Origin of the sequence: Lysobacter enzymogenes (assembly GCF_017168095.1) — a bacterium.
Classification (GTDB): domain Bacteria; phylum Pseudomonadota; class Gammaproteobacteria; order Xanthomonadales; family Xanthomonadaceae; genus Lysobacter; species Lysobacter enzymogenes_D.
The window spans coordinates 1-4765 of sequence record NZ_LXSD01000511.1; the positions used below are offsets into that span (position 1 = coordinate 1).

Consider the following 4765-nt stretch of genomic DNA (forward strand, 5'->3'; position numbering starts at 1 on the left):
GCGCCAGCGCCAGCGCCTGGGCCACGGTCTCGCGCCGCGGCGCCACCGGCAGCGCGACGCCGCGTTCGCGCAATTCGCCGCCGGCGATTTCGCCGGCGCCGAGCAGGGTTTCGCGCGCGAGGTCGTGGCCGATGCGCGCGGGGAACACCAGGGTCGAACCCGCGCCCGGAGTGAACCCGTAACCCATGTACGGGCTCAGATAGCGGCTTTCCTCGCTGAGCACGGCGAGGTCGGCGAACATCGCGAACGCCCAGCCGCCGCCGATGGCGTGGCCCTGGACCGCGGCGACCACCGGCAGCGCGCATTCCAGCGCGGCCTGGAACACGGTCTCGTCGGTGAAGCGGGCCTGGCCTTCCTGGATCGCCAGCAAGGTGTCGCGGGTGCCGCCGGTGGCGAAGTAGCTGTCGTAGCCGCACAGCAGCACCGCGCGCGCCGAAGGCTCGGCGGCGATGGCGGCGAAGGCGCGCTTGAGGCCGTCGACCAGCGCGGCCGAGAACATGTTGCGGGCCTCGCGGTCGTGCAATTCGATCGTCACCACGCCGTCGGCGTCCAGGCGCGCGCTCAGCGCGGGCGTGCTCAGCGGCAGCGTGGGCGTGCCGTTGTGCGGCCGGTCCGGTTCGCCGGCCTGGCTGCCATCGTTTGCGGCGTGCGCGCGCAGCTCGATCCAGCCGCGCAACGCGGCGGCCGGCCAGCGGCTCCAGCGTTGCGCCAGTTCGAGCGCGAACGCGCGCGGCTCTTCGGCGCAGGCCAGCGCCGGCTGGCGCTCGGCCAGGGTCGCGCCGGTCCAGGCTTCGCCGCTCAGGCACAGCTCGCGGCCGGCCTGCGCGCCCAGCAGACGCGGCGCGCGCTCGGCGGCGGCGTCGAGCAAGCCACCGGCGAGCGTGCCGCAACCGTAGCGGCGCGCGGGCGCGAACACCGCGCTGTCGCAATGCAGCGCCAGCCACCACGATGCGCCCTCGCCTTCGCCGTCGAGCGCATACACGGTCGGCGCCGGGTAGTCGCGCAGCAGCGCGGCGATGCGGGTCCAGGCCGGCTCGTCGTCGCCGGCTTCGGCCTGCAGCGAGCCGCTCAACACCAGCGCGCACGGCGCCTGGGTTGCGGCGTGGATCAGTTCGGCCTCGAGCGCCGCGTGCAGCGTCGCGGCGTCAGCAGCCTCCAGATGCAGGCTACGCGGCGCGGCGGCCATTTCGGTCGCGGGCGCGGCGCTGCCGATCGCGGCCAGCGCGTCGGCAAAATCCCGGTGGAGATGACGCTTGAGCAGGCCGAGCGCCGGTTGACGGCCGCGCGCGAGGCGTTGCGCGAGTTCCAGCGCGCTGGCCGCGACTTCATCCGAAGCGACCGTGCGCGCGGCCCAGCCGTGCGTCTTGAACTGCGCGCCGCGCAGCGTCGTCCCGCGGTACAGCAGTGCCTGTGCCAGGGGCGCGCCGAGCCGGGCCTGGAAGAAACGGGCTTCGGCGGGCTGCGGGAAAGCGTCCGCGTCGGCTTGCGCATAGGTATAGACGGCCTGTTCGCCGCCGACCATGAAATCGCAGGCCGCGGCCAGCAACAGTCCGGCCCCGGTCGCGCCGTCGCCCGGCGCGGCGATCACCGGCGCCGCGCATTCGGCCAGCGCGGCGAACGCGCCGTGCCGGGCCAGCGCGCGCACCGCTTCGTCGTCGCCGTGCCAGATCGCGCCCGTCGGCGCCTGCAGCAGCACCGCGCGCGCGTCGGGTTCGGCGGCGATACGGCGCAGCGCCTGCGCCAGCGCGGCCGCGGCGGCGCCGATATCGCCGCGCTGCAGCTCGATGCGGAACACGCCTTCGCCCAGCGCGAACAAACGCGCGTGGGCGGCGACCGGAGCGGTCGCGACTGAAGCGACCGCCGCGCCGGGCGCAGCCAGGGCGATGCGCGCCTTGAGCCGCGGCGGTTCGGCCGCGACCGGCGCGCTGGCGAGCAGGACGATGCCGGTGGGCTTGGCTAGCGAAGCGGGCGCGCTGGCGGCGATGGCCTGCGCCGATTCGTCCGCCAACTCGGGCAACGCGATTTCGCGCGGTTCGTCGGCGAGCGTGCTGGTCGCGAGCGCTTGCTGCGGCGCGGCCGGTGCGTCGACGGTCGGTGCAACCTGCGTCGGTGCAACGGATTCAGCGAGCGGTGCGAACGCGCATTCCAGGCCGAGACAGCGCAACGCCAGACGGCCTTGCGCATCGCACAGATCCAGATCGAACCGGCCCGCGCCGTCGCGCCGCAGCGAGACGAACGCGAGCGGGCCGCGCGCGCTTCCGGTCTGCAACGCATCCAGGCGCACCGGTTGCGGCGCACCGCCGCCGATGCGCCGCAACGCGGCTTCCAAGGCCGCGGCGGCGCGCGGCCCGAGCAAGGCCGCGTCGGCATTGTGGGCCTGCAATTCCAGCAGCCACCGGCCGTCGCCTTCATGCCAGCGCGCGATGCCCTCGCCCACCGCCCGCGGGTTCTCGCTCAAGCCGGCGCGCAGCGCGACCGGATCGAGCGTGTCGGCCGCGGCTTCGGAGCGGTGCGCCTGCACCTGCGCATGCACACGTTCGTCGTCGCCGTGGCGCTCGCTGTAGATCTCCACATCCACGCGCTGCGCATCGTGCGGCAGCAACACCGTATGCAGACGCCGCGCCGGGCCCGCGGCCGGCGCTCCGCCCCAGGCGAAGTCGCGCAGTTCCCAGTTCGCGTCGGGCGCGGCCAGGGACAGCGCCGCACGCGCCATCTCCAGCGCCAGCAGCGCCGGAACCGCCGGCTCGCCATCGTCGCCGGCGCGCAGCCAGGGCTCGCCAGCGAAGCGCGAGCTGTAGGCATGCCGCTGCAGGTCTGAAGTATTGGCGTGCAGCAAGGGATGCAGGGCCGCCGGCGCCGCGGAAGGCGCCGCGGCGACCGGGTCGTTCCAATAGCGTTCGCGCGCGAACGGATACGCCGGCAGGCTCAGCAGGCGCGGCGCGTGTGCGCCCGCGAACAGCGCCCAGTCCGCCTCCAGGCCCTTGACCCACCACGCCGCCAGCGCCGCCAGATCGCGCCGCTGCGCCCATTCGCGCTGGCGCTCCGGCGCCTGGGCTTCGAATCCGGCCAGCTCGTCGCGGTGGCTGCGCACCTGCCCGCTGTGGACGCCGGCAGCTTCGCGGCCGTCCAGCCAGGCTCGCAGCCGCTCGCGCAGTTGCGCCGCCGAGCCGGCCAGGATCGCCAGCCGCTCTTCCATCGCCTCGCGCCCGCTTTGCAGGGTATGCGCGAGCGCAGCCAGATCGATGCCCTCGCCGGCCTCGTCCAGCCAATCCGCCAGCGCCTGCGCGCGTTCGCGCAACTGCGCCGGCGTGCGCGCGGACAGCGGCGCGAGCACGGTGCCGGGCGTCTGCGCCGGCGCCGCGGGCGCGATGTATTCCTCGATCAGCACATGCGCGTTGGACCCGCCGGCGCCGAACGACGACACCCCGGCGATGCGCGGCGCGGCGGATCCGTCGACCTGCGGCGCGGGCCAGTCGCGCAGGGCCTGGTTGACGACGAACGGCGTGCTGGCGAAATCGATATGCGGATTGAGCCGGGCCGAATGCAGCGACGGCACGATCTGCTTGTGGCGCAGTTGCAGCAGCACCTTGGTCACGCCGGCGACGCCGGCGGCGGATTCGCAATGGCCGATGTTGGACTTGGCCGAACCGATCAGGCAATAGCCGGTGTCGCGCTCGTGCGCAGGCTTGTCGGCGTGGAACGCGCGGGTCAGCGCGGCGATCTCGATCGGATCGCCGAGCTTGGTGCCGGTGCCGTGCGCTTCGATGTAGCCGACCCGGCGCGGATCCACCCCGCCCTCGGCCAGCGCGCGCGCGATCGCGTCGGCCTGGGCCTGCGGATTGGGCACGGTGTAGCCGTTGGTCTTGCCGCCGTGATTGAGCGCGCTGGCGCGCACCAGGCCGTAGATGTGGTTGCCGTCGCGCTGCGCGTCGGACAGGCGCTTGAGCACGACCACGCCGACGCCTTCGCCCGGAATATAGCCGTCGCCGCCCTCGCCGAAGCTCTGGCAATGGCCGTCGCCGGACAGGAACTGGCCGCCGCTGAGCATGCGGTACTTGTTCGGATGGATGCTCAGGTTGACGCCGCCGGCGATGGCGGCGCGGGTGCGGCCCAGGCGCAGGTCCTGGCAGGCCAGGTGGATCGCGGTCAGCGACGACGAGCACATGGTGTCCAGGGTCAGGCTGGGGCCATGCAGGTTGAGGAACCACGACACCCGGTTGGCGATGCTGGCCAGACTGCCGGAGAGGTTGTATTCGCCGTACATCACGCCGGCATAGACGCCGACCTGTCCCGGCTGCCCGGACTGCCCCGGCGCCGGCGCGATCTGCAGGCTGGCGCGGGTGTAGCCGGCGTCTTCGACCGCCATCCAGGCGTGCTGCAGGAACAATCGTTCCTGCGGGTCGATCGAGGCGGCTTCGCGCGGGGCGATGTTGAAGAAGCGCGGATCGAACTCGTCGGCGCCTTCGATGAAACCGCCCCACTTGCTGCGGTGGGCGCCGTCGCGGGCAGGATCGTCGCTGTAGTGCTCGCGCCAGTCCCAGCGCGAGGCCGGGACTTCTTCGATGCAGTCGCGGCCGTCGCGCAGGTTGCGCCAGAACGCGTCGAGATCGCGCGACTGCGGATAGCGGCCGCTGAGGCCGACGATGGCGATGGGTTCGTTGGCCGCTGCCGGCGCGGCGGCGGCTGGCGGCGTCGCATCCGGCAGCGGCAGGAAGCGGCGGCGCTGGCGGCGCGAGAGCATCGCCGGCGCCGCGATCGTCGCCGC

The 4765-nt window shown here is 73.6% G+C and carries 1 protein-coding gene; it reads right to left on the bottom strand.

Translation table 11 applies throughout. The features are described 5' to 3' along the window. Positions 1-4765 (bottom strand): beta-ketoacyl synthase N-terminal-like domain-containing protein (locus A7A76_RS20810; RefSeq protein ID WP_206413098.1); only part of this gene is annotated, 4765 nt, incomplete at both ends.